Origin of the sequence: Anaerococcus sp. Marseille-P9784 (assembly GCF_902500265.1) — a bacterium.
GTDB lineage: Bacteria > Bacillota > Clostridia > Tissierellales > Peptoniphilaceae > Anaerococcus.
On the sequence record NZ_CABVOZ010000001.1, the window covers coordinates 85,721 to 111,286 of the forward strand.

A 25,566-nucleotide genomic window follows, 5' to 3' on the forward strand; every position below is an offset into this window, starting at 1 on the left:
TTATTCTCCAAGTCCTAAAATATTTTGATATTTTAAAAAGCTATCATGAGCTTTAGCGTTATAAGAAACTTCTTTTCCATCTTTGTCTGTAAAGGCAAGTTTTCTGCAATGAAGCAATTGATGGTCTAGATTAAAATTGTGCTTGACATTTCCATAAACTGGATCGCCCAATAAAGGATGATTTAGATAAGTCATGTGAACTCTTATCTGATGAGTGCGCCCTGTTATAAGGTGAATTTTTACCAAGGAATAGCCATCCACTTCTTTTAAAACTTCATATTCGGAAATTGCAATTCGGCCAGATTTACTAACCGCCATTTTTCTGCGATTATTTTTATCCCTATCCATAAAAGTTTCTATTCTTCCAGATTTTTTGTCAAAATTTCCAAAAACTATAGCCAAATATTCTTTGTAAACTTGTCTTCTTTCAAAAAGATCTTTAAGATATTTATATGATTCATTATTTTTTGCAATAACCATAAGCCCTGTCGTATCTTTATCAAGTCTGTGGACTATGCCAGGCCTATCATCTCCACCAATATGAGATAGCCCCTCATAGCCATATTTATAAAGTAAGCCATTTACCAAAGTTCCACTTACGATATTTCCTGCAGGGTGGACAATGACATTAGTATTTTTATCGATAATTGCATAGTCGTCATTTTCATAAATGACATTAATATCCATAGGTTCAGGCTTTATTTCTACAACCTCAAAAAGCTCATCATCTATATCAATCTCATCTTCCTCTTCCAATTTGTAAGAAGGCTTAATATTTTTATTATTTACTTTTATTTTATTATCTTTGATAAAATTTTTTATTTTTTCACGAGGAATTTCTTCAAATTCATCCGAAATATATTTATCAACTCTAATTTTTTCATATGCTTTAAGTTTCATAATATAATTATAGCAGTTAGTAAAAAGTCTTTCCAATATTTGTATATCTTAGGCTTATTTATTAAAAATTCCAAGAAAAAAGACTGCATAATTATTCGCAGTCTAATTCTAATCTATTACTTTTCTTTTTTTCTTAAAAACGCAAAGCCAGCTGTTGTTGAAAATAATGTTACTATGCTAGCTATTTGAGAAGATATTCCTGTTTTGGCATTTTTACCTGCTATTACCGTTTTCGGTATTTCTGTTCTTATAATATCTTTCTTACTTGTTTTTGTCTGAACTTTTTTAACTTTTGCTTTTGTTTTTAATACATTCTTATTTTTATAATTTTTATTTGTGAGTTTTTGTGTTTTTGGAGATTTTTCTTCTTTAGTCTTATTTTCATCAGAAGATTTGCTTTCAGTGCTTTCTTCTTCATCAGTTTCTGTAGTATTTTTTTCTTCTGTTTCATTTTCTAATGCATCAGAAGTTTCATGATTATCAGCTTCTTCCTTATCATTTTTTCCTGATTTTACTTCTTCATTTTTTATATTATCTTTAGTTTCTTCCTCTAAATTCTTAGACTCTTTTTTCATTAATGTCCCATCTTCTGAGTAATTTTTAAGAAAATTTATTCCAAGAATTTCATTTAATTCTTCATTAAAATCTTCATTGTAGTAAACTTGATTATCTTCTAGATTTATTTCATCACTTGCAAAAGCTTCTTTAGGCAAAAATGAAAAAGAGTAGAAAATCGCTAAGGAAATTACGCAAACTGAAAGTTTTTTGCCCTTATATTTTCTTTCTTCTTTTAATATAGATGACTTTTTTTCATTAAAATAACTTGTACTTTTATTTTTGCTTTTCATAAGCTTTCCTTCCTTTATATATAAGTCGATATTTTTTCTAAGTAGATTAAGCTTAATTTCTTAATTCTTCTTATATTATAACATAAATAATTAAATTATAATATTTTCAAATGATTTTCTAAGCATTATTAATTCACTATAATATTTATGTATTTTTATTCAGTAAAGCATTGATTCATTATCTGCTTTTAAAGTTTAATTTGCTAGCAAGATTGCAAAAATCATCTTTCCTTAGTTCATAATAAACTACAGAATTTAGCTTTCCTAATTGATCTTTGAAAGAATTGTAAGAAATAGATTTTTCTTTAAAACCTAGCTTTTCATAGACATGCTGGGCTCTTTTGTTAACTAAATTTGTATCTAGAGTAATAAGCCTTGCATCCATTTTAAATAACTGATCAATAAATAGGCTTAAAATAATTCTTCCCAAACCCTTATCCTGATATTGAAATTCACATATTTTTATTCCTATGTCATAAACAAAATCACCTTGATATTTATAATTCATTTCTCCTATTGGCAAATTTTTATATTCTATAATTAGAGTTCTTTTTTTCTCATCACTATCATTTAAAAGTTGCTTCGAAATTTTTTCTGCACTTGTATTTAATCCCAAAGGGAAACCAGCATGAGCCATAACTTTGCCATCATTCCACCATTTAGCCAATTGGTTTGAATCATCTGGATTTGCATTTCTGATATTTATGTCTTGGTATTTTATATCCAAAATTCTATCTCCTTTAAAAATTATTATATGATTTTTGGATAATCATACATATTTATAAGAATTGGCACGCCAGGAGGGAATCGAACCCCCATCTTTGGCTTCGGACACCTTTATTTTGCCATTAAACTACTGGCGCAAGTATGATATTACTATACTGGATTTGATCTAAAAATCTTAGTGGCAAAAATGTGTTTCCAAGACCGCTATCTATATGGATGGTCGAATTTTTGTAAGTGTAAACTCCCTTGTCATAATTTGGCAAAAATCCCTCGCCAGGACTAATAATTCCACCGATTATTGGAAATCTTACTTGACCGCCATGAGTGTGACCAGAAAATACAAAATCAATATTCTCCTTATAATTTTCTCTGAATTTTTTGGAAAAATGTGTTAATAAAATATTTATAGAATTTTCATTTCCTTGGTAATTTTCATAGGAAAAGTTAAACATACTTGTTCCATAAAGATAAATTTTTTGACCTGAAACTTCCAAATATTCTCCATCATTGTCTAAATATTTAATTCCAAGTTTTTCCATTTCTTTTATAAATAAATCAAGTTTTGGACCGGCTTCTTCGTGATTGCCGGTAATATAGAAGATTTTTTTCTTTAATTTTGAAAGATTTTTCAAAAAATAAAGAGACCTTTCAATCTTCCTATCTTCTCCATAATCTAGAATATCCCCAGTAAGAACTATAAAATCCGGATCAAATTTTCCGATTTTTTCCATAACTTCGTCTAAATTTTTAAGAGCATTAGAATGAAAGTCAGAAATTTGTGTGATTTTTATAGGGCTTGAAATTTTTGGACTTTGTAGGAGAACTTTATTTTCCTTAGCGACAAAACATTGATTGTCTATATATAAAGCTAGACTTAGGCCAGCTAGCGCTAGTCCAAGTCCAATTTTCTTTTTTGTATTTTTATTCATCTAAATCCTCTATATAAGATTTATAGGCCATATCTGATGGAATTTTAAATCCAGCTCTTGGACTAAAACTTCTACCTGTTATATTTGCGCCATCTACAGTAGCAGAGCGTTTAAATTGACTAGTCGTAAATCTTTTAAAATATGAATCTAACCATTTTTTAATTGTATCCAAGTCGTATTTGTCCGAAAAAGCGCTATAAGTATCTTCCAAAATTTCTTTTGCACTTAAATGATAAGTCAAATGTTCATAGATAAAAAAGTCTATTAGCTCATAAGGTCCTATAATATCTTCTGTTTTTTGGCTAATTTGATCTTTACTTTCATTTATTAATTCTGGAGAAACTGGAGTATCGATAATATCCATCAAAACTTCTTTTAGTTTTATATTTTCGGTGTCATTTGCAATTGCTTCTATAATATATCTAATTTCTGTTTTCATTAGACTTGCATTTAATGAATAATTACTCATATGATCTCCATTGTAGGTTGCAAAGCCTTGCATATTTTCAGATAAATCGCCAGTTCCAATTACAATTCCATTTCCCATATTGGCAAGATCAAAAAGTACTTGAGTCCTCTCTCTTGCTTGAGCGTTTTCATAAGCACTGTCAGCTGTCACTCCATCATGACCAATATCTCTTAGGTGAATTTTGACAGCCTCGCTAATATCTATTTCCTTTAAAGTTAGACCAAGAGATTCGCAAAGTCTGTAGGCGTTAGATTTAGTTCTATGGCTTGTTCCAAAAGCTGGCATGGTATAACAGTGTATTCCTTTAAAGTCTAAATTTTCTTTTTTAAATGCGTGGACAATAGTAAGAAGTACCATCGTTGAATCTAATCCTCCAGAAACACCAAGAAATACATCTTTTATACCGATATGATTCAGCCTGCTTAATAATCCACTTGCCCCAATTTCTAAAACATCATTTATATATTGATCTCTTTTTTCATAGACAGGTAAATAAGGGAATTTTTCTTTTTTTTCTATTGGATTATCAAATTTTTTATAAAATAAACTTTCTTCGTCAACTTCAAGGCTAAATCTTCCCACATAATCAACTTCTTTATTGTTTGAGCTTTTGATTATTTCCCCATCATTTGCAATAATGTTTAAGCCAGAATAAACAAAATCTGTTGAGCTTTCTCCTAGGCCTTGAGATGTGTGGATGTAGGTTAAATCTTTTGACAAAAATTCAACTGCCTTTGAAATTTTTTCATCTTTTAGGGCAAATTTAGGATCTGCTGAAGGATGAAGAATTATTTGTCTTGAACATTCTGCTTTTTCTTTATATCTTAAGCTTCTAGGAATTGGTAAAAGTTCATCTTCGCCAATTGTAATTCCTATTGGCAATTGATTGATGGTTGCCCAGCTAGGATTAAAATCTGGCCAACTATCCAAAATATTTATAATTACATCATCTTCCAAATCATTGGCAAAAATATTTTTTTCTAGAACTGATAGATTTTTCTTGGTATAAATATATAATAGTTCGCCAGCTAAAATTAAGGCAATTGAATTATATAATTTGTTATTGTAAGAAAAAGGAAATCCCAAAGTAAATATTATTTTATAGTCTTTTGAAAATTCCAACAATTCTATAAGCGCTTTTTCGCATGAGTCTACAAGATCTAAATATCCATCATATAAACTTGCTCCAGTAAGGCTTAATTCTGGCAAAGATAAGATATCAACCTTATCTTGGTCGGCTTTTTTTATTATTTCTTTTATAGTTTCTTTATTTTTATTTACATCTCCAAGAGCAACTTTGAAGTTAGTTGATCTGATTTTTAAATTCTTTTTCAAATTCTCACCTCTTAAGATGATTTTACCACAAATATTTTAAGAGGCTTTTATTTGAAATAAAGTTAACAAAAATCTTTAATATAAATAGGCAATGAAGTATAATAAATAAAAATACAAATTGAATTAGGGAGGAAAAATGAACAATATTAGAGAAATTACCGATAATGTTTTTTATGTAGGTGTTAACGATCGTCGAATAGATAGATTTGAAAATATGTTTCCACTTACAAAAGGCGTGGCTTACAACTCATATTTAATTAAGGATAAAAAAAATGTTTTGCTAGATAGCGTTGAAGCTGCCTTTACCAGAGCTTATTTAGAAAATATTGAAAAAGCCCTTGACGGTGAAGATCTTGACTACCTAGTAATACACCATATGGAACCAGATCATTGCAGAAATATTGACTTTGTTTTGAATAAATATCCAAATGCAAAATTTGTTGGCAATGCAAAAACTTTTAAATTTTATGAACAATTTTACAACGATGCTTTCAAAGATAGATATTATGAAGTAAAAGAAGGCGATGAAATAGATCTAGGTAAGCACAAGCTTAAATTTGTCTTTGCTCCTATGGTTCACTGGCCAGAGGTTATGATGAGCTATGAATCAACCGATAAATTATTATTTACAGCTGATGCTTTTGGCGCTTTTAATGCGATTGATGGACATTTGAAGGCAAAAAATATTATCCACAGAGGAAATTGGTTAGATGAAGCTCGTAGATATTATGTTAATATAGTAGGTAAATTTGGCAATCAAGTTCAAGCTCTATTTAAAAAAGTTCACGATTTGGAAGTTAGTGCTATTTTACCACTCCATGGTCCAGTTTATGATGATAAAGAATCAATTGATTTTATCATGGAAAAATATAATAAATGGTCAACTTTTACTCCAGAAGAAAAAGGTGTAGTTATTGTTTTTGCAAGTATGTATGGCGATACAGAGCAAGCTTGTGACATTTTAGCCAAAGAGTTGGCTGAGCTTGGAGTAAATGAAGAAATAGAAATTTATGATGTTTCAAACACAGATCCTTCATATATAATTTCTGCTTGCCACAAATATTCCCATGCAGTTTTCGCACCAATAAATTACAATTCTGGTTTATATTATAAAATGGGAGCTTTCTTAGAAGAATTAGTTGGTACTGGTTACAAAAATAGACACATAGCTTTCTTGAACAACTGGTCTTGGGGCGGTACAAGCCTTAAAGTTTCAAAAGAACTTCTAGAAGCTGGCAAACACACCTATATAGGTGAAGATGTTTTAATTAATTCATCTGTTAAAGATCAACAAGTCGAAGAAATAAAAGATTTAGCCAAGGCTATAAAAGAAGATTTAGATAAAATGTAGGAACATAATTTATAAAATTAAGAGTCCACAGAATGTAATATTTGTGGACTCTTAATTTTTGAATCTAAAATGAATTAATATAAAAAAATCTTTGATAAGACTTCTGAACTGACCCCCAAAAGTTAGACCTAAAAACTAACTAACGGAGGTCAGTTTTTTAATGGCAAAATATAGCACAGAATTCAAAATGAAAGTAGTAAAAGAATATTTAGAATCAAACATCTCATATAAATCTTTATCAGACAAATATTGCATACCATCAGAAAGCGTAGTGAAAAGCTGGGTAAATGCATACAAATCACAAGGCTATGAAGGACTAAAAGTAAAAAGAAAAAATACACAATATACTTTGGAATTCAAGTTAAATGTAGTAAACTTGTACTTAACAGGAGAAATGTCCTATCAAAGCCTAGCAAACAATCTTAAAATCAATAATCCATCAATAATCACCCGATGGGTCAATGAATATAGAGAAAAAGGAATTGAAGGACTTAGATCTAAAAAGAGAGGAAGACCTTCAAAAATGCCAAAATCCCCAAAGAGATCAAAAGACACTAAAATAGAATCATCAGCAAACATAACTAATTTAGAAAATGAATCATTAACACAAGCACAACTAAAAGAAAAGATAAAGAAATTAGAAGAAGAAAACTATTGGCTTCAATTAGAAAATGATGCAATAAAAAAAAAGATAGAATTGTCTCAAATGACAGATACAGAAATAAGACAATTGCTGAAACAATCAAAGTCTTAAGAGATAAATACAAACTAAAAGACTTGTTAAAATACTTTAACATTGCCAAATCAACATACATGTATTGGCAAAAACGCTTAAATAAACCAAATAAAGATCTAGAATTAGAAAAGAAAATACTTAAAATAAGAAAAGACAATCCAAACTACGGCTACAGAAGAATAACAGCAATGTTAAAAAGATCAGGACTGATAATAAACAAAAAGAAAGTACAACGATTAGTTCAAAAGTTAAAACTTCAAGTAAAAAGCTATTCAAGAAAAACAAGAAAATACTCATCCTACAAAGGACAGGTAGGAAAAATATCAGACAACAAAATAAAAAGAAACTTTAAAGTGGAAACACCATACACACAAATAACAACAGACACAACAGAATTTAAGTATTTAGAAAAAGATAAAACAGGAACATATCAAATAAAGAAACTCTATCTAAACCCATACCTAGATATGTACAACAGTGAAATACTTAGCTATGAAATATCAAAACACCCAACAATAGAACCAATCTTAAAAGCCTTAGACAAAGCAATAGAGGTAACTAATAAAAATAAAGAAAAAAGAATATTCCACTCTGATCAAGGCTGGGCATACCAAGTAAAGCAATACACATCAAAACTAGAAGAAAATGACATCACTCAATCCATGTCAAGAAAAGGAAATTGCTTAGACAACTCACCAATGGAAAATTTCTTTGGGATATTAAAACAAGAAATATATTACGGAAATAAATTCTATTCATACGAGCACTTAAAACAAACAATTGAAGATTTCATAAAATATTACAACGAAGAAAGAATAAAAGAAAAATTAGGATACTTATCACCAATAGAATACAGAAAGAAGAATGCAGCATAAAAATTTCCTACCCCTAGGGGTAGGATAGGACAAAGAAATACCAGGGCTAGTTTAGTTCTAACTCTGGTATTAGGTCCAACTTTGTGGGGTCACCTTATTCCTTATCAAAGATCTTTTTATTTTATAATTTTTTTAATAACTTAACTTTTGAGTTTTTATATGGCGGATATTTAATTTTATTATCAAAATTATCTGATGCAATCATAATGGATTTTTTATTAGAGAAATTTGTAAATCCTGAATATCCATGATATCCCCCCTGACCGCTATATTCAACTCCGCCAAATTCTAGATTAGGATTTGAAACTACCATTAAGGTATCATTTACCATTCCATTACCAAATTCCATATTATACATAACTTTTTCTTTGATTCTATCATCTTTGGTAAATAGGTAAAAAGCAAGTGGTTTAGCAAGTCTTTTTATTTTGTATAAAATTTCATTGAGATTTTCGTAGGTAATTATAGGAAATATAGGTCCGAAGATTTCTTCTTCCATAAGTTTGTTATCAAAATCTACATTATCTACTATGGTTGGAGCAAGTTTTCTCTTTTGCAAATTATAGGATCCACCAAAAATTACATCTTGATTTTCTATTAATTCTAGAAGCCTTTTTAGATGATCTTGATTTATTATCTTAGGATAATCTTCGCAAGTTAAAGGATCATTTCCATAAAAATTAATTAAACTTTCTTCAAGCTGTCTGATAAATTTATCCTTAACGGCTGCGTGAACTAAAATATAATCTGGAGAAACGCAAGTTTGACCTGCATTTACAGTATTACCCCAAGCAATTGATCTTGCCGCCAAATTGATATTAGCATCCTTTTCAACTATTACTGGAGATTTTCCTCCTAATTCCAAGGTCACTTTTGAAAGATTTTTGCTGGCTTTTTCCATAATTATCTTGCCAACTTTGCTCCCACCTGTATAAAATATATGATCATATTTATAAGATAGAAGCTCATCATAAGTCACTTCTTCATTATCCACTACATAAATGTAGGAATTCTTAAAATTACTATTTATCATTTCCCTTATAACTTTTGAAGTTTCTTTGGATTTCCTACTTGTTTTTAAAATAACAGTATTTCCGGCAGCCACCGCTTCAACTAATGGGTCGATAGCAAGTGAAAATGGATAATTCCATGGAGATAAAATTAATGTTACTCCAAGTGGTTCATGAAGCGTGTATGATTTTGCAGGCATAGAAAAAATCGGAGTTTTTTCATGGATTGGACTCATCCACTTATCTAAATTCTTTATGGCCAAATCTATTTCACCATAGACCATCATTAGCTCTGTTGAGTATGCTTCAAAATTAGACTTGCCCAAATCATTTTTTAAAGCTTGCAAAATAATCTCTTCGTATCTTTTGATTATCGCTTTTAATTTATATAGATTGTCTTTCCTAAAGTCTTTTGTTTTTGTCTGACCAGAATAAAAATATTCTCTTTGATTATCAACTATTTTCCCTAAATTCATCATACACTCCTTGCCAATAATTATTAGCTAAATTTTACCTATAATTATTGGTCGATTTTATTTTTTAAAGCCTCTGCCATTTTTTCTAAACCAGTTTCCAGATAGGACTTTGGACAAGCTAAATTAATTCTAACCATTCTATTTGCATCGCTAACAAAAGCCTTGTCTGCTTCGATAATTACTCCAGCTTCTTTGGCAAAAAATTCTTCTAAGTTTTCGTCATAAGCAAAATATTCTTTGAAATCTACCCAAGCTAAATAAGTTGTTTCTGCTTTTGTGACAATAGCTTTAGAAATATTTTTATCAAAAAATTCGTAAAGAAATTCAAAGTTTTTATCCAAGTAAGCATTCAAAGCCTTTAGCCAAGATCCGCCTTTGCTATAAGCTGCTATTATTGCTTCATGACTTAATGGATTAACTTTGTTATTATTATAGAAATTCCATTTTTTAAGTAAATCTTTGTTCCTAATAATAATGCAAGATTCAGCTAAACCAGCTATATTAAATGATTTTGAAGCTGACATGCAAGTTACTAACTTATCATAAGTCGGCATAACTTTTCCCAAAGGAATATGAGCTATGGTTTCTTTTCTTCTTAGATCGCAATGAATTTCATCAGATATAACAAAAATATCATATTTTTCTATTAAATCTTTTAGTTTAGTAAGTTCATCATTTGTCCAAGCTCTGCCAGTAGGATTATGAGGATTACAAAAAATAAATAAGCTCACATCATCTCTTGCCATTTTTTTATCCAAATCATCAAAATCTAAGAAATAATTTCCCTTATCGTCTTTTAGAAGAGGGCTTGTGATAAATTCTTTGCCATTTAACTTTGCGGCATTGGCAAATTGGCTATAAGAAGGACTAGTAATTAGTACTTTTTCATCATCTTTTAGTATATAGCCTACTAATTTTATCAAGGCATCGACAACGCCATTTGATAATACTAATTCATCTTTTTGGAAAGTAAAATCATATCTTTCTTTACACCATTTGCTTAAAGCGTCATAAAGTCTTGTATCATTATTTACAGTATAACCAAAAATTTTCTTTGCAATTCTGTCTTCTAGAGCTTCTTTTATTTCTGGTGCAACGGCAAATTCCATATCTGCTATCCAAAATTGAATAAGCTCTTCATCCTTAAAAGGTAATTTTATTTGAGAATCGTGAAAGACCCCTTCTTTGTAAGCTTCAAATTTTTTGGCATTTGTATTAGATCTGTCAATTACTTGATCAAAATTATAATCCATTAATCCTCCTTGCTAAATTAAAAAAACGGCAATGAAGAATTTTCACTGCCGATAATTTATTTTTCTTATAAACTTGCTATAGCTTCGATTTCTAAAATTCCACCTTTTGGCAAAGCTCCTACTTGTATAGCAGATCTTGCTGGTTTGTGATCAGTAAAATATTGACCATAAACTTCATTTACTGCTGCAAAATCATTAATATCAGCTAAAAAAACTGTACATTTAATAACTTTATCCATGCTTGTTCCAGCTTCTTCTAGTATAGCTTTTATATTTTCAAGAGCTTGCTTAGTAGCTGATTTTATTTCTGTTACTAATTCTCCAGTTTCTGGATTTAGTGGTAGTTGACCAGATGTAAATACTAAATTGTCCGTAGATATTGCTTGAACGTATGGTCCTATTGCAGCTGGTGCTTTTTTAGTGTTAATTTCTTTCATTTTAACTCCTTAAAATTTTATTTATCCAAAATTTAATATTTTAATTTAATAAATTTTTAGATACTCCTCTAAAGTTAGATCATTTTCATAGATTTCTTTTGCATTTGCAACTCCAACAAATCTAAAATGCCATGAGTAAGCAACATGGTTTGTTTTATCTTCTTTTCCAGATGGATATCTTTCAATAAATCCATATTTGTAGGCATTTTCACTTAACCATTTGTATTCAGCGGTTTTTTCAAATTTGTCGTTATATTTTGTTCCTTCTGTAAAGAAATCAAAGGCACAACCTAGTTGGTGTTCATTGCATCCAGGTACTGTACTTTCTATTTCACCTGCATCATACATCTTTCTTTCAAGATCATAAGATCTATAATCAGATGCAATTTTTATATCAAGCCCTTCTCTTTCCATATCTTGTCGCATGGTTTCAAAAGCTCTTTTTGCTGTCTTATCTACCCCTGGATCAAAATCTTCAGGCAATGGATATTCTTCACTAACATAAACTAAGCCGTTAATGATTTTTATCTGCCTACCACTATCAAGTTTAGATAGGCCAAATTTATTCACATAATAATAGGCATCATTGATTTTGATTTTAGTAAAACCATTTTCTGTGCCGTAGCTTGCTACATAAGTACCCTCTTTAATAAACTTTTCTGTTTTTGAGTAATCATTTGGATACTGGTAAGCGTATTGAGTTTTTGTACATAATAAATATTCCTTTAAATTATCAGAATACATATCATCAGCAACTTGTAATTTTTCATCTACTTTTGCATCATCAAAGCCTATTTGAGTTGCCACATGAGCATCCATCTCTGTTGTATTTTCATGAGCTTCTTCAATTATATTATTAATGCTTCCAGATGCTTGTCTATATTCCACCGGTCTTTCAATTTGAAATTGATCCTTAGGATTATTAAAGCCAAAATGGAAAATTCCAGCCATAGCTAAGGCAGCCAATACACTTCTACTAAAAATCTTTTTGTTTCTTGCTTTTCTTCTGCGTTCGTTTTTTCTCTTTTTTTCTCTGATACCTATATTAGACATATAAAATTCCTATTCATTTATTTCAATTATTTCGATTTTGCATTTTTATATCAGTAAGTCTGTGGGAAAGAAGAAAATAATTATTATAAAATATATCTCAATTTTATTTTCAATAATTACTTTACTTGCTATTTACATTATAACATTAATTGATAAAGAATACTAGTGCTTTTTTGGCTAAAATCTAACATTTTTACAAAAAAAATAGCCAAAAAGGCTAATTTTTTTAATATTATTTTTTTTTATCTTATTTTTTGAAAAAATCTAATAATTTTTGCAAGAAATTTTTCTTACCTTCACTATTAATTTCTTTGCTATCAGAATTTATTTTTGATGTATTTTCTCTTTTTCTGACTACTTTTTTTACCAATTCTTTTTCTTTTGATTCGATTTCATGTTTTTTGGCAATATTTATTAATTTTTCCTGAGCGTTAATATTGTTTATATTTTGAACTTTGGTATAAGAGCCATTTGCCAATAATTTTCTAATTTTTACATCGTCTGAAATCATTATATCTAAATAATTTAAAATTCTTTGCTTGATCTCAGTGTCGTAAACTGGCAAGGCTACTTCCATCCTATTTCTTATATTTCTTGTCATGAAATCCGCAGATGATATAAATAATTTACAATCTTCTCCTTGACCAAACTGATAGACTCTAGAATGTTCTAAAAATCTTCCAACTATTTGATAAATATTTATATTTTCAGTCTTGTTTTTGATATTTGGTAATATACAACAAATTCCTCTTACTAGCATATCGATTTTTACACCCTCGTTTGATGCAGCTGACAATTTATCTATGATTTTTCTATCAGAAATGGAGTTTACTTTTATTCTAATGTAGCCGTTGGAAAAATTTTTCTGATTTTCAATTTGCTCATCTATAAGCTTTGCCAATCCTTCTTGCATGCTTTTTGGACTTACCATAAGATTTGAGTAATCCCCATCAAGATTCCCTAAAGCGATATTATCAAATAATTCTTTGGCGTCTTGTCCAATTGCACCACTTGCAGTCATTAGAGAAAAATCCGTATATAGTTTTGCTGTTTTTTCGTTGTAATTTCCAGTTGCAGCCTGGGTAATATAGTTTATATTTCCATCTTTGTCTACTCTTGTAATTAGGCAAACTTTGGAATGAGTTTTGTAGGCATCAAAACCGTAAAGAATTTTACAACCCGCATCTTCTAATTTTGATGACCAGAAAATGTTGTTATCTTCATCAAATCTTGCTCTTAATTCCATTAGGACTGTTACATCTTTACCATTTTCGCTTGCTTTTATCAAAGCCTTGGCAATTTCACTTTCATGGGCGATTCTGTATAAGGTTATTTTTATAGATACTACTGAATCATCACAAGCTGCTTCATTTAAAAGTCTAATAACAGGCTCCATTGATTCATATGGAAATGACAAGAAGATATCTTTTTTGTTGATTTGATCGATCATTTTTTCGTTTTTATTTACCATTGGTGAATTTGTTGGAGAAAATGGATTGTATGAGTATTTTTTTACTATATTTTCTGGCAAATCGCTCAATAGGGAAAAGATAAATCCTGCTTGCATGGGTGATTTGTTTACAAAAATATTTTTCTTATCTAGTTTAAATTGTTCCATCAAAAATTCAATTGATTGATCATCTAAGTCTGTATCAACTTCAAGTCGAACTGGTTGCAGTCTTTTTCTTTTTTTAAGCTGCTTTTCCATATATTCTCTAAAGTCTTGATCCATTTCATAATCATCGGCATCATAGTCAATATCAGTATTTCTAGTTAGTGAAATTAGATATTCTTTTTCAACTTTGTAACCATCAAAGACTTGATAGCCATATTCTTTTATGATATCTTCTATGAAAACAAAAGATGTATCATTTATTTTTAGATATCTTTTTATCTTATCTGGAACATGGATTATTCCAATTTCTTTGCTAACCTCATCTTTTACTTTTCTTAAAGAAAAGAATACCGTTAAGGCAAGATTTGGAAGTCTTGGGAAAGGATGAACTCTATCAATTATTTGAAAATTTAATATAGGTTCAATCTTGCTTTTGAAATAAAATTCAACATTTTTCTTATCTTTTTCGCTTAATTCGGAAACTTTTAGTAAATTAATTCCATTTACTTTTAATTCATCGACAATTTGATCAAAAACTTGGTCTTTTTTTCTATATAAGTCCAAACATTCTCTTAGTATGGCATCAATTTGTTCTTCACTTGTCATGCCTGACTTGTTATCTACTGGTTTTTGTTTTAATTTCCTAAAATGAGTAAGGCTTCCTACTCTAACCATGAAAAATTCTTCTAGATTTGTATCAAATATAGAAAAAAATTTTAATCTTTCAAGGACTGGAACATCTTTGTCACTGGCTTCTTCCAAAACTCTTTGGTTAAATTTTAGCCATGATAATTCTCGATTTTGCGTAAAAGATATGTCATTCATTCTTCTTATTTATTCCTTTCTATTAGTTTGTTATATACATACCCTTCTCTTACACCAGTTTGACTTACGCTTATTTCTTTACATGAAAAATATTTTGCAATTCTATTTAAAATTGCCATTCCTGGAAGAAGTGTATGGACTCTGTCAGGTTTTATTTCAAGAATCAAATCCAAAATTTCTCTTGGTTCTTTTTCTATGATTTCTTTTAACATTTGGCAAAATTTGTTGCTTTGCATGGTAGTATTGTAGGGATCTAGCTTGTAGTATTCGTTATAAAATAATAGACTTGCTCTGGCAGATCCACCTACTGCACATAAGAGATCATGACTTTCTCTATATACTTTTTTCTTTTCTAATAAAGATTTTATTTCCTCATCAATTAATTTTTTCTCATCCTTATTCATAAATAAGCCATTTACAAAATCGTTAAATCCTGAAAGTGATCCAATTGAAATGGAACTTGATTTTATGACTTTGCTTTGGTCTATTATTACAATTTCAGATGAGCCACCGCCTATGTCTGTAAGAACTCCTCTTGTAACTCCAACAGAAGAGCTTGCACCAATAAAAGCAAATTTCGCCTCTTCTTCTTCGCTTAGTATTTCTATATCAAGGTCTAATTTATCCTTAACAGTTTTAAGGATTTCCACTCTATTTGTGGCATCTCTTATAGTTGCGGTGGCAAAAGGATGAAGCTCGTCAATATCACCAAAATGATCCACAACAGTTTTAAATTTCTTTAATACTCCCAAAAGTCTCTCAATTCCCTTATCGCTTAAAGCTCCATTTTTTACATAAGATCTAAGGGATGCTTGTTCTTTTTCATTAAAAAGATTTAAAACTTCTTCACCATTTACCTTATATACTGAAAGTCTAACAGTATTTGAACCTATATCTATAACTGCATATATCATTTATAACTCCTTAATTAACAACTGGTAATCTCTATCAATTACCATATCTATCATATTTTTAGTATTTTTATCAATTTTACTCATAATTATTTTTATTTTGCTTGAAGAATTTTCACCCTTGTCCAAAATATAAGCAAAATGATTAGCTGGATTAATTATATTAGCCTTATAAGCCAAATTTTTTCTTATAGAATCTTCTATGATTGGATAATGAGTGCAAGCAAGAATAATATTAGCTATTTTTTTCTCATTGGCAATTTCTAAATATTCTCTTAAAATATCATCTAATTCATCTCCAGAAATTATTCCATTTTCTATGAAATCTACTAACTTAACTGCAGCTACTTCATAAACCTTAGATCCTGTCAATTTTTCTATATTATTTTTATAAAAATGACTATCTATAGTTTTTTTCGTGCCAAGTACTAGAAAATCTCCGTCAAAATTTTTTGCACCAATCATACCACCATCTGTGATTGGATAAAACTTTTTTTTGTACTTGTCAGTTAGAAATTTTGTCGAAGTAATAGACATGGTATTGCAAGCGATTACATAATAATCTATATTGAAGTTTTCCAAATAATTTACAATTTGGTCAGAAAATTCTATTATTTGCTTTTCATCTCTATTTCCATAAGGGGCTCTTAAACTATCGCCAAAATAAAAATAATTTGCATTTTTTTGCTTTATTAATTCTTTTAGAACAGTAAGTCCGCCAAGTCCTGAATCAAAAATGCCTATATTAGTCATTAATAAATTCCACCTTTTCTACAAAATCATACTTATCTTTAAGTTTTAAATAAGCATTGTTAAGCTTCATATCATCAGTAAAAATCCCAAAAATGCTTGCTCCACTTCCTGAAACAAGAGCATTTAAGGCTCCATAATTACCAAGCTCATTTTTAATTTCAGATAAGTGAGGGAAAAGTCTAAAAACCTCATCTTCCATGACATTTTTAAATTCTTTTATGACTTTCTCATCTCCTTCTTCTAATCTTTTTACTATATTATCATTATCTATTATTCCATAATCTGAAATATTCTTGTAAATATCCTTTGAAGAGATTTTAGTCCCATCATTAATTATTAGAGCTTTCATTTGTAAATTATTAGTAAAAGGACTAATAATTTCGCCAATTCCCCTTGCTCTTGCTGGTGACTTAGTTAGGAAAAAACTTATGTCAGCTCCTAGTTTTTTTGCGAGCTCTTTTTTAAAATCTAAAGACAAATTTAGATCCCAAAGCTCATCTAAAGCTTTTATCATTTCAGCTGCGTCAGTAGATCCGCCTGCAAGTCCCGCAGCAATAGGAATATTTTTTGATAGCATCAGGTCAATTCCTGGATTGTCTGTCCTATCTTTTAATAAATCCCAGACCTTGTAAATTAAATTTTCTTCTAAGGGACAAATATTTTCTATATTTGATGAATAGTTAAATTCTCCTGTAGAATTTTTACTTATTAACAACTCATCAAATATATTAATCTTTGTCATGATGCTATCAATTTCGTGGTAACCATCATCTCTTTTATACAAAGAATCTAAAGTTAAATTTATTTTTGCGTAACATTTTCTTATCATTGTAACCTCAATATAAATTATAACAAAAATACATAAATTTTAATAGAAAAATCTGTTAATTTCAAATATTTAACATAAGTTTTACCATCTCATTACAAAGTTATAATATTTGATTATTCCATAAAGATAAAAATATAAACCATCATTTAATCTAATTAGTTTTGAAACAATTAATGGTTTTCTAAGAAAAATTTTAATATTTTTATTTAAATTTCCCAAAAAAATCAGAGATAGGATTCCTATCTCTGATAGTAAACTTATTTATATTATTTTGTCAATTGACTTTTAAATACTCAAGTTTTTTATTTTTTCTTTTTTAGTGCTAAGCCTGCACCTGCTATTACAAGTACTAATGGTGCTACTGGGAATATTCCTGTTTTTGGATTACCAAAACCAATTAGTTTCTTTGCTTTTTTATTTTTAACTTCTTTTTTGATAACTTTCTTTTCTATTTTTGTAATTTGACCCATTTGATATGGAACTTCATCTGGATCTACCTTGCCTATGGTTACCATAAAATGGTCGCCAACTTTGGCGTTTTTATCCCCTAAGCTTTCAAAATTAGTTGTAAATTCCTTATCTTTGTATTCTATATCTCTTAGACGAGCTTTTTTTCCACTCTTATCAAAAATTTCGCTTAGTACAAATTCACGAGTTATTACTCCTGATTTTTCTTTTAGTCCACTTATTGAATCATTTAATTCTTTTGTAGCCTTATCTACTTCTTCTTGACTTAGATTAGATTTTTTTACTAGAGCTTTGGCATTTTCAAAAGCATTTTGGAATCTCTCAACGCTCTTTTTTGTATAGCTTCCATCTCCAATAAGGATATTATCTGCTTTTTCAATTGCTTTGTTAAGCTCTTCTAAATTTGTGTTTGATTCTTTCTTTATCCATTTTTCTATTTTTTTGATATCGTCAAATGTTTTATCATAAACATCGTTAAAAGTTATCAGATATCTATCTCCGATTTTTGGATATTTATCTTTTAATTCATCTAAACTTAATAGATAAATATTACCAGTCGCTTTGATATCTTTTAGATTTGCGTCCTTGCCATCTTTACTTTCAGTAATATCTACAAGTTCAAATTCTCTTGTTACAATATTTTCCTTGACACTATCAAAAGTTTTAGTAACTTCAAAAATTTTGCCAAATTGTGCTGGAATTGATTTTGTTGCTGTACCATCCCAGGTTATTTTATATCTATTGCCAATTTTTGCACTGTCATCTTTTAAATCTTTAACTTCAATTGAAAATAGATTTGATTTATTTCCAACTTCAAAAATTGTCGCAACTTTATTTTCTTTATCTATTTCAGAAATTTCAAATTCCAAAGTGGTTTTTTCTTCATTTTCTTCTTTGTCTAATTTCTCAACCCTATAAATCGTACCAAATTGAGCTGGATAGGATTCAAGTGTTATTCCATCCCAATAAATTCTATATTTATCTCCAACTTTTACATTTTCATCTCTTAAGTTATCGCTTGATAAAGAATATAGGTTTTTATCATTTGCTATTTCTGCTATAATTACAGAAAATCCTGATTCTTTATCTCCCTTTACTTCTTTTGCTATAAAATCCATCTTTTCAGTATTGGCAGGTAGCTTTGAAATATCCATATTAGTTGGTTTTTCATATTTTTTTACCAATTTAAGATCTTCTTTTTTAATTTCTTTGCCATCTAGATCAGAAAGAGTTTTTTTGCTTGTGATTTCGTATTGATCATGGATTGCTAGGTCATCTTCAAAGAAAGATTTTTCAAGTGTTAAATTAGTATCTTTATCAAGTTCAACGATTATCATTTCGTCATCTTTTTTCTCTCCTTGATAAAGTAAAGTAATTTCCTTATCTTTGATTTTTATTACTTCATAAATATATTTATGAGTTTCTTCTTTTTGTTGACTTGTTAAAGCAACATTATTTTTATTTTCTTTTGCATAAGCATTATTTCCAATTGATAGAACAAATGCCATACTAAGACCTAAGGCTAAAACTTTTTTGTTCATAATATCCTCCTTAACTCTTTCTTACAAGTATTATACCCTGCTATGACAAAATTTATACAAATTTAGATAAAAAATCCATAATTTCTACATAATTTTATAGCAAAGAAAGACTTAGCTTGAATTTATAAATAAAAATTTTATAGTTATTATAAAGAGTATTTTAAAGGAGATTAATTTGAAATTTATTTCGTGGAATATAGATTCGCTTAATGCTGCCCTTACCAGCGATTCAAATAGGGCTATTATGACTCGTGATGTCATAAAAACAATAATAGATGAAGATCCAGATCTTATAGCTATACAAGAAACCAAAATTCCTCAAACAGGCCTAAACAAAAAACATAAGGCAAAGCTTGAAGAATTTTTCCCAGCCTACGATTACGTTCATGTTACAAGCAGAGAAGGCGCTCGCAAATCCTATGCGGGTTGTATGACGCTTTATAAAAAAGATTTAAAGTGCATGGAAAGTTTTCCAGAAATCGATGCACCTGATACCATGGACCTTGAAGGAAGAATTGTAACTTTAGAATTTGAAGATTTTTATTTTAACCAAGTCTATACACCAAATGCTGGTAATGAGCTAAAAAGATTAGACCTTAGGCAAATATGGGATGAGAAATTTGCACAATATCTTTCAACTTTGGATAAAAATAAGCCAGTAATATCAGCTGGAGATTTTAACGTTGCTCATAGAGAAATTGACCTTGCTCATCCTGACAATAATCATTTTTCAGCAGGCTTTACCGATGAGGAAAGACAAGGATTTACAAATCTTTTGGCAAAGGGTTTTATCGATACATTTAGATATGTAAATGGAGATGTTAAAGATAAATACACCTGGTGGGCTCAAAGAGTAAAGACAAGTAAAATCAACAATTCTGGCTGGAGGATAGATTATTTCTTAGTAAGCGAAAGAATCAAAGATAGAATAAAAAGATCTGATATGATAGATTCTGGAGATCGCCAAGATCATACTCCAATAGTTTTGGAAATTGAAATCTAATATTTTTCATTTTAGGATTAAAAAACTAGCTAGAATTTGAACTGACCCCCAAAAGTTAGACCTAAAAACTAACTAACGGAGGTCAGTTTTTTAATGGCAAAATATAGCACAGAATTCAAAATGAAAGTAGTAAAAGAATATTTAGAATCAAACATCTCATATAAATCTTTATCAGACAAATATTGCATACCATCAGAAAGCGTAGTGAAAAGCTGGGTAAATGCATACAAATCACAAGGCTATGAAGGACTAAAAGTAAAAAGAAAAAATACACAATATACTTTGGAATTCAAGTTAAATGTAGTAAACTTGTACTTAACAGGAGAAATGTCCTATCAAAGCCTAGCAAACAATCTTAAAATCAATAATCCATCAATAATCACCCGATGGGTCAATGAATATAGAGAAAAAGGAATTGAAGGACTTAGATCTAAAAAGAGAGGAAGACCTTCAAAAATGCCAAAATCCCCAAAGAGATCAAAAGACACTAAAATAGAATCATCAGCAAACATAACTAATTTAGAAAATGAATCATTAACACAAGCACAACTAAAAGAAAAGATAAAGAAATTAGAAGAAGAAAACTATTGGCTTCAATTAGAAAATGATGCAATAAAAAAAAAGATAGAATTGTCTCAAATGACAGATACAGAAATAAGACAATTGCTGAAACAATCAAAGTCTTAAGAGATAAATACAAACTAAAAGACTTGTTAAAATACTTTAACATTGCCAAATCAACATACATGTATTGGCAAAAACGCTTAAATAAACCAAATAAAGATCTAGAATTAGAAAAGAAAATACTTAAAATAAGAAAAGACAATCCAAACTACGGCTACAGAAGAATAACAGCAATGTTAAAAAGATCAGGACTGATAATAAACAAAAAGAAAGTACAACGATTAGTTCAAAAGTTAAAACTTCAAGTAAAAAGCTATTCAAGAAAAACAAGAAAATACTCATCCTACAAAGGACAGGTAGGAAAAATATCAGACAACAAAATAAAAAGAAACTTTAAAGTGGAAACACCATACACACAAATAACAACAGACACAACAGAATTTAAGTATTTAGAAAAAGATAAAACAGGAACATATCAAATAAAGAAACTCTATCTAAACCCATACCTAGATATGTACAACAGTGAAATACTTAGCTATGAAATATCAAAACACCCAACAATAGAACCAATCTTAAAAGCCTTAGACAAAGCAATAGAGGTAACTAATAAAAATAAAGAAAAAAGAATATTCCACTCTGATCAAGGCTGGGCATACCAAGTAAAGCAATACACATCAAAACTAGAAGAAAATGACATCACTCAATCCATGTCAAGAAAAGGAAATTGCTTAGACAACTCACCAATGGAAAATTTCTTTGGGATATTAAAACAAGAAATATATTACGGAAATAAATTCTATTCATACGAGCACTTAAAACAAACAATTGAAGATTTCATAAAATATTACAACGAAGAAAGAATAAAAGAAAAATTAGGATACTTATCACCAATAGAATACAGAAAGAAGAATGCAGCATAAAAATTTCCTACCCCTAGGGGTAGGATAGGACAAAGAAATACCAGGGCTAGTTTAGTTCTAACTCTGGTATTAGGTCCAACTTTGTGGGGTCACCTTAATTTCCTAGCTAGTCTTTTTTTTAATTATTCTTACTTTTCTTGTAAGCTACTGCTGATGAGATTAATATTCCTAATGGTAAAAGCATTGATTCTACACCTGTTTTAGGGTTTTTATTTGCAGTTTTTGCTTTTTCATTGGTTTTTTGTTCTGGCTTTTTGTTTTCTTTGTTTTCTTTTGAGTTTTTCTTATTTTCTTTGTTTTCTTTATTGTTGTTTTTGTTCTTTTCTTCTGGTTTTTTATTTTCAGGAGCTTTTGCTTCTTTTACCTTTTCTATTTTAGTGATTTTTGCAAATTGAGCAGGATCGCTTGTTAGAATTTCATCAGAGTGAGTGATTTTATATTTATCGCCAACTTTAACTTGATCTTTGAATTCTTTTTTAGCTACTGTATATAGGTCTTCACTATTTTTCATAAGTTCAGAGCCATCTTCCTTGCTGTAGTAAGATAGTGTTACTCCTTGTTCATTTACTTCTTTAACCTTATAAATATTTGTAATTGTTGCAGTTTCTTTAATTTTTTCTTCAATTTTTTCTACATCGTAAATTTTGTTAAAGATTGCAGGATTTGAAGTCATTACAATATCGTTATGGGTAATATTATATTTTTCTCCAACTTTAACTTCGCCTTTGAAATATTTTTTCTCCACCATGTATTTTTCTGATTCAGATCCAATTTTTTCTACAATTACTCCTTGTTCATTAACTTCTTTTACTAGATATTGGTCGGTAATTTTTTCTTCTGGAAGTTTTTCATCTTCTTTTTTTACTTCTTTAATTTCGTAAATTTTTGAAAATTGAGCAGGATTTGACATCAAGATATTTCCATCACTTGTAATGTCTAATTCTTTACCTTTTTCTAGTTTTATCTTATCAAATTTATTTTTTTCTACTTGATAAAGGTCATCGTCTAAGCCTTTTTTATTAAGAATTACATAATCATCTTTGATTTCTTTTACAACATAGGTTTCTGTGACTTTTTCATCTTTTTTGTTTACTATTTCTTCTATTTTTGTGTCTTTTTTTGCGTCATCTTTTACATCATCTGCCATTGCTTGGCTTAAATTTGTCATAGCTAATGCTAGGACAAGGCTTGTTATTACTAATTTTTTGTTCATAATATCCTCCTATATGATATATTAGCAAAGATGATGTTAAATTTGTATAAATTTTGTTGAAAAAAACTATATAATAATTATTTTTTTAAATTTTTTAAAATTTCTAATAATTACCATATAGTTTTTACTTGTTTTTATTTTATTAAACTTTTAGTTTCTTTTCACCATTATAGACTTCATCAATTATAGCAGAGCCTAGGCAAATTTCTCCTTGGTAAAAAACTGCTGCTTGACCTGGAGTTACTGCTTTTGTTGGGTCGTATGTTACTTCAACATGATCTTTGTCAAGAATTTTTACTTTGGCATTTATATCTTTTTGCCTATATCTAAATTTGGCAGTGCAGGCAAATTCTCCTTTAAGTTTTTTATTGCTAAAGGTTGAAAATTCGCTTGCTAGAAGTCTATTTGAAAATAATAATGGATTATTTGCTCCTTGGCAGACAATTAGTTCGTTTTTGTCTAAATCCTTGCCACAAACAAACCAAGCTTCTCCATCACCACCTATGCCAAGTCCTCTTCTTTGACCGATTGTATGATACATTAATCCATCGTGTTTGCCCAAAATATTTCCCTTTGTATCCACAATATTTCCAGGCTTGGCTGGTAAATAATTGGATAAAAATTCGTTGAAATTTCTTTCTCCTATAAAACAAATTCCTGTGGAATCTTTCTTATCAGCTGTCGCTAATTTGTATTTGTGGGCAATATCTCTTACTTCAGACTTTTGAAGATTTCCTACTGGAAATAGAACATCTTTGATTTGATCTTGCGATAATTGGCTTAAAAAATATGTCTGATCTTTGTTATTATCAAGACCTCTAAGCATTATAGTTTCATCCGTTGACCTATCAACTCTTGCATAGTGGCCAGTTGCTATATAATCTGCTCCCAATTTTTTTGCATAAGATAAAAAGGCCTTAAATTTTATTTCTTTATTGCACATTATATCAGGATTTGGAGTTCTGCCTTTTTTGTATTCATCCAAAAAATAAGTAAATACTCTATCGTAATATTCTTTTTCAAAATTTATTGCATAATACGGAATTCCTATTTGATTGGCAATTTTTACAGCATCTTCGTAGTCTTCTTCTGCTGTACAAACTCCATTTTCATCTGTTTCATCCCAATTTTTCATAAAAATTCCAACAACGTCGTAGCCTTCTTCTTTTAGCAATAGAGCAGCCACAGATGAATCTACTCCGCCGCTTATACCAACTACAACTTTTGTATCTTTTTTATCCTTCATTATTTAATCCTTCCAAAACTTCTATGGCCTTATCGACTTCTTCTTTGGTATTTGTATAACCAAAAGAAAATCTTATAGAATGTCTTGCTCTATCTTCATCGTACATATTTGTTATGACATGGCTTGGCAAGAAGCTTCCCGCTCTACAAGCAGAGCCGGCTGATGCACAAATTCCTTGCATATCTAAATACGTTAACAAAAAATCAGACTTATAATCTTTAAAATAAATATTTAAAATATGGTCAGATGAATTTTCCATAGATCCATTTATCTGATAATTAATCTTTGATTTTTCAAGTTTTTCTATAAAATATGTTTTAACTTCTCTTATTTTTTCTCTTTCTTTGATTGTCTTTGGAAAACTTTCTGCCATTGCATAAGCTCCAGCCACAAAAGAAGTTCCAGCTCTGCGATTTTTCTCTTGTTCGCCACCTTTTATAAAAGGATTAATATTTTTTCTACTATAAAGTATGCCAAAACCGTTTAAGCCACCAATTTTATGGCCTGAAAGCGATAGAAAATCACATCCTATCTCATTTACATCAATGTCAAGATGTCCATAAGCTTGGACAGCATCTACATGAAAACAAATATCCTTATCTTTAAGGAATTCTCCAATTTCTTTAACTGGTTGAATAGCTCCACTTTCATTATTGACATACATGATGCTAACAAGCTTTGTATCTTCTGTAATTTTATTTTTTAAATCCTCAAGTGAAATTATTCCATATTCATTAGCAGCTAAGAAAATTGAATTTTCTTTATCAATTGCCTTTAATATAGAATCGTGCTCAATTGCACTTGTTATAATTTTTGAATTTTTAAATTGACTTAAAACTGTGTTATTGCTTTCGCTTGCTCCTGATGTAAATATCACGTTCTTAGGATCTGTTCCTATTGATTGGGCGATTTTTTCTCTAGATTCCTCTAAGATTTTTTTGCTGGCTCTGCCTTTTGCGTGCAAGCTATCTGGATTTCCATCAAATTCTTCTTTATTTTCCCATATATATTTTAAAATTTCTTCTCTTTTTATTGCAGTTGCTGCATAATCAAAATAAATCATATTCACCTTCTATCTTGTCAAATTATACTATTTCTAAGCAGTTTATTCTATTATTTAAAAATTTTACAAAAAAATAAGCTCTGGAAATTTCCAGAGACATATTTATAATCTATTTCTTTTTACTAGCCATAATCAAAAATTGCTAGTCGAAAGTTCA

Annotated in this window: 23 protein-coding genes and 1 tRNA gene; 6 read left to right on the forward strand and 18 right to left on the reverse strand. The window is 29.5% G+C overall.

The genetic code is table 11. The annotated features are described in order from the left end of the window. From GAN53_RS00445 to nadE, 6 genes are all read right to left on the reverse strand, one after another. Positions 1-900 carry an RluA family pseudouridine synthase gene (locus tag GAN53_RS00445; RefSeq protein WP_151409089.1) on the reverse strand — a complete coding sequence of 300 codons (900 nt, stop codon included), beginning with the start codon at positions 898-900 and terminating at the stop codon, positions 1-3. A 116-nt stretch (positions 901-1,016) separates the two neighbouring features. Next, entirely contained in the window at positions 1,017-1,748 is a 732-nt protein-coding gene (locus GAN53_RS00450; protein WP_151409090.1) for a hypothetical protein, read from the reverse strand. A 178-nt stretch (positions 1,749-1,926) separates the two neighbouring features. Further along, on the reverse strand, positions 1,927-2,475 hold the full coding sequence (locus GAN53_RS00455; protein ID WP_151409091.1) for a GNAT family N-acetyltransferase: 549 nt from the start codon (positions 2,473-2,475) through the stop codon (positions 1,927-1,929). 62 nt (positions 2,476-2,537) lie between these two features. Continuing rightward, a tRNA-Arg gene (locus GAN53_RS00460) sits at positions 2,538-2,611 on the reverse strand. Further along, entirely contained in the window at positions 2,597-3,403 is an 807-nt protein-coding gene (locus GAN53_RS00465) for a metallophosphoesterase (protein WP_151409092.1), read from the reverse strand. Before GAN53_RS00465 ends, GAN53_RS00460 begins: the two co-directional genes overlap by 15 nt. Then, the gene (gene nadE, locus GAN53_RS00470; RefSeq protein WP_151409093.1) at positions 3,396-5,207 is read right to left on the reverse strand and encodes an NAD(+) synthase; all 1,812 of its coding nucleotides are present in this window, start codon (positions 5,205-5,207) and stop codon (positions 3,396-3,398) included. The genes GAN53_RS00465 and nadE overlap by 8 nt, the downstream gene beginning before the upstream one ends. A 136-nt stretch (positions 5,208-5,343) precedes the next feature. On the opposite strand from nadE, the gene GAN53_RS00475 reads away from it, so the two are divergent. The 3 genes from GAN53_RS00475 to GAN53_RS00485 all read left to right on the forward strand — a co-directional run bounded on the left by GAN53_RS00475 (position 5,344) and on the right by GAN53_RS00485 (position 8,169). Continuing rightward, positions 5,344-6,558: an FprA family A-type flavoprotein gene (locus GAN53_RS00475; RefSeq protein ID WP_151409094.1), complete on the forward strand. Its 1,215-nt coding sequence runs from the start codon at positions 5,344-5,346 to the stop codon at positions 6,556-6,558. A gap of 160 nt (positions 6,559-6,718) precedes the next feature. After that, positions 6,719-7,312, forward strand: a complete 594-nt coding sequence (locus GAN53_RS00480) for a helix-turn-helix domain-containing protein (RefSeq protein WP_151409095.1) — start codon at positions 6,719-6,721, stop codon at positions 7,310-7,312. Next, a complete protein-coding gene (locus GAN53_RS00485) occupies positions 7,300-8,169 on the forward strand; it encodes an IS3 family transposase (RefSeq protein WP_263969942.1) in 870 nt (289 codons plus the stop codon). Before GAN53_RS00480 ends, GAN53_RS00485 begins: the two co-directional genes overlap by 13 nt. Positions 8,170-8,290: 121 nt before the next feature. Here the strand turns inward: GAN53_RS00485 and GAN53_RS00490 are convergent, their stop codons facing one another. From GAN53_RS00490 to GAN53_RS00530, 9 genes are all read right to left on the reverse strand, one after another. Continuing rightward, positions 8,291-9,655 (reverse strand): aldehyde dehydrogenase family protein, encoded by a 1,365-nt coding sequence (locus GAN53_RS00490; RefSeq protein WP_318655656.1) that lies wholly within the window; start codon positions 9,653-9,655, stop codon positions 8,291-8,293. A 44-nt stretch (positions 9,656-9,699) separates the two neighbouring features. Beyond that, on the reverse strand, positions 9,700-10,908 hold the full coding sequence (locus GAN53_RS00495) for a MalY/PatB family protein (RefSeq protein ID WP_151409098.1): 1,209 nt from the start codon (positions 10,906-10,908) through the stop codon (positions 9,700-9,702). Between the two features lie 65 nt (positions 10,909-10,973). Further along, a complete protein-coding gene (locus GAN53_RS00500; protein ID WP_151409099.1) occupies positions 10,974-11,345 on the reverse strand; it encodes a RidA family protein in 372 nt (123 codons plus the stop codon). A 45-nt stretch (positions 11,346-11,390) separates the two neighbouring features. Further along, positions 11,391-12,398: a D-alanyl-D-alanine carboxypeptidase family protein gene (locus GAN53_RS00505; RefSeq protein ID WP_151409100.1), complete on the reverse strand. Its 1,008-nt coding sequence runs from the start codon at positions 12,396-12,398 to the stop codon at positions 11,391-11,393. 247 nt (positions 12,399-12,645) lie between these two features. Further along, on the reverse strand, positions 12,646-14,838 hold the full coding sequence (locus tag GAN53_RS00510; RefSeq protein ID WP_151409101.1) for an RNA degradosome polyphosphate kinase: 2,193 nt from the start codon (positions 14,836-14,838) through the stop codon (positions 12,646-12,648). A gap of 5 nt (positions 14,839-14,843) precedes the next feature. Further along, on the reverse strand, positions 14,844-15,752 hold the full coding sequence (locus GAN53_RS00515) for a rod shape-determining protein (protein WP_151409102.1): 909 nt from the start codon (positions 15,750-15,752) through the stop codon (positions 14,844-14,846). Next, positions 15,753-16,502, reverse strand: a complete 750-nt coding sequence (murI, locus tag GAN53_RS00520) for a glutamate racemase (RefSeq protein WP_151409103.1) — start codon at positions 16,500-16,502, stop codon at positions 15,753-15,755. Next, positions 16,495-17,331, reverse strand: coding sequence for a 4-(cytidine 5'-diphospho)-2-C-methyl-D-erythritol kinase (gene ispE, locus GAN53_RS00525; protein ID WP_151409104.1), 837 nt, complete (start codon positions 17,329-17,331; stop codon positions 16,495-16,497). Before ispE ends, murI begins: the two co-directional genes overlap by 8 nt. 302 nt (positions 17,332-17,633) lie before the next feature. Beyond that, complete coding sequence (locus GAN53_RS00530) at positions 17,634-19,340, reverse strand: FIVAR domain-containing protein (protein WP_151409105.1); 1,707 nt, start codon at positions 19,338-19,340, stop codon at positions 17,634-17,636. Positions 19,341-19,515: 175 nt separating this feature from the next. Between GAN53_RS00530 and GAN53_RS00535 the strand changes: the two genes are divergently transcribed. The 3 genes from GAN53_RS00535 to GAN53_RS00545 all read left to right on the forward strand — a co-directional run bounded on the left by GAN53_RS00535 (position 19,516) and on the right by GAN53_RS00545 (position 21,887). Then, complete coding sequence (locus GAN53_RS00535; RefSeq protein WP_151409106.1) at positions 19,516-20,343, forward strand: exodeoxyribonuclease III; 828 nt, start codon at positions 19,516-19,518, stop codon at positions 20,341-20,343. A 93-nt stretch (positions 20,344-20,436) separates the two neighbouring features. Beyond that, positions 20,437-21,030 (forward strand): helix-turn-helix domain-containing protein, encoded by a 594-nt coding sequence (locus GAN53_RS00540; RefSeq protein ID WP_151409095.1) that lies wholly within the window; start codon positions 20,437-20,439, stop codon positions 21,028-21,030. After that, positions 21,018-21,887 (forward strand): IS3 family transposase, encoded by an 870-nt coding sequence (locus GAN53_RS00545; protein WP_263969942.1) that lies wholly within the window; start codon positions 21,018-21,020, stop codon positions 21,885-21,887. Before GAN53_RS00540 ends, GAN53_RS00545 begins: the two co-directional genes overlap by 13 nt. Positions 21,888-22,005: 118 nt before the next feature. Here the strand turns inward: GAN53_RS00545 and GAN53_RS00550 are convergent, their stop codons facing one another. From GAN53_RS00550 to GAN53_RS00560, 3 genes are all read right to left on the reverse strand, one after another. Then, positions 22,006-23,100, reverse strand: coding sequence for a hypothetical protein (locus tag GAN53_RS00550; protein WP_151409107.1), 1,095 nt, complete (start codon positions 23,098-23,100; stop codon positions 22,006-22,008). 142 nt (positions 23,101-23,242) lie between these two features. Beyond that, positions 23,243-24,346, reverse strand: a complete 1,104-nt coding sequence (gene mnmA, locus GAN53_RS00555) for a tRNA 2-thiouridine(34) synthase MnmA (RefSeq protein WP_151409108.1) — start codon at positions 24,344-24,346, stop codon at positions 23,243-23,245. Further along, a complete protein-coding gene (locus GAN53_RS00560; RefSeq protein WP_151409109.1) occupies positions 24,336-25,409 on the reverse strand; it encodes a cysteine desulfurase family protein in 1,074 nt (357 codons plus the stop codon). The genes mnmA and GAN53_RS00560 overlap by 11 nt, the downstream gene beginning before the upstream one ends. Between the last annotated feature and the right edge of the window lie 157 nt (positions 25,410-25,566).